Source organism: Mesorhizobium sp. WSM4847 (assembly GCF_055811335.1).
On sequence record NZ_JBVVPY010000083.1, the window covers coordinates 1 to 1252 of the forward strand.

The 1252-nt window shown below is 55.0% G+C and carries 1 protein-coding gene; it reads left to right on the plus strand.

Annotation, left to right across the window (positions count from 1 at the left end; genetic code table 11):
* Positions 1–22: 22 nt before the first annotated feature.
* The coding region (locus tag AC0L28_RS34595; RefSeq protein WP_473482969.1) for a serine hydroxymethyltransferase at positions 23–1252 on the plus strand (1230 nt) is incomplete at its 3' end.

Below are 1252 nucleotides of genomic sequence, written 5' to 3' on the forward strand. Positions count from 1 at the left end.
CAGGTCCAAAGGAGACTTCTGCATGAAAGCAAAGAGATGGTTTTTTGAGGAGCCCCTGGCCCAGGCAGATCCTGAACTGGCACCTTTAATCTCAGCAGACGAGTCGAGGCAACGAAGTCAGGTAGAATTGATCGCCCCGAAGAATTACATGAGTAACGCGGTCCGTGAAGCGATGGCATCGATGGTGGTATTCACCACCGTTGAGGGCTATCCGGGAAAACGGTATCATGCTGGTGTCGAAAACGTCGATGCCATCGAACGCCTTGCCATAGAGCGAGCCAAGGCGATGTTCGGTGCAGGACACGCAAATGTGCAGCCCCATTCCGGTAGCCAAGCTAACCAGGCAGTGTACTTTGCTTTACTCACGCCCGGAGACACAGTGTTGAGTATGGACCTCTCCTCGGGGGGGCACTTGAGCCACGGGTTCAAGTCCAACTTGTCCGGTCGCTGGTTCAAGACAATATCATACGGGACAACACCTGAGGGGTTCATCGACTACGATACGATGGAACAGCTCGCTCGCGAGCACCGTCCCAAGCTGATTATTGTAGGCGGCTCATCCTATCCTCGTGCTATCGATTTTCCTAAGGTATCAAGAATCGCTGCGGAGGTTGGCGCAGTCACACTCGCCGATGTATCCCACTTTTCCGGATTGATAGCTGCAAAAGAGTATCCGAGCCCGTTTCCTCACATGGACCTGGTAACCACAACGACCAACAAAAATCTACGCGGGCCGAGGGGAGGCCTGATAATGTCTCGCGACGCGGCTTTTGGTAAGAAAATCGATTCAGCGGTATTCCCCGGCATTCAAGGCGGGCCGTTGCCCGACGTTATTGCTGGCAAGGCCGTCTGTTTCGGTGAGGCCCTTAAGCCCGAGTTTACCGAATACGCTAGACGGGTACTGAGCTGCGCGCGAACTCTGGCGAACGGCTTGAGCGCACGTGGGTTCAAAATCGTCACAGGGGGGACAGATACGCCATTCACGATGGTTGACCTCAGAACGCGTGGGCTGACAGGCGATGCCGCGCAGAAGGCATTGGAAGCTCATGGCGTGACAACGAACCGCAATCTTGTGCCACAAGACAGGGAGCCACCGAATGTCACCTCGGGGCTCCGGATGGGAACGTCCGCAATTGCAGCTCGTGGAATGGCTGATCCGGAAGCATCTGAACTGGCAGAGATCATTGCCAACGTTTTAGATCGACTTGCAGCGAATCCAGGCCAAGGGCTGGAAATCGACGTAAACATTGCC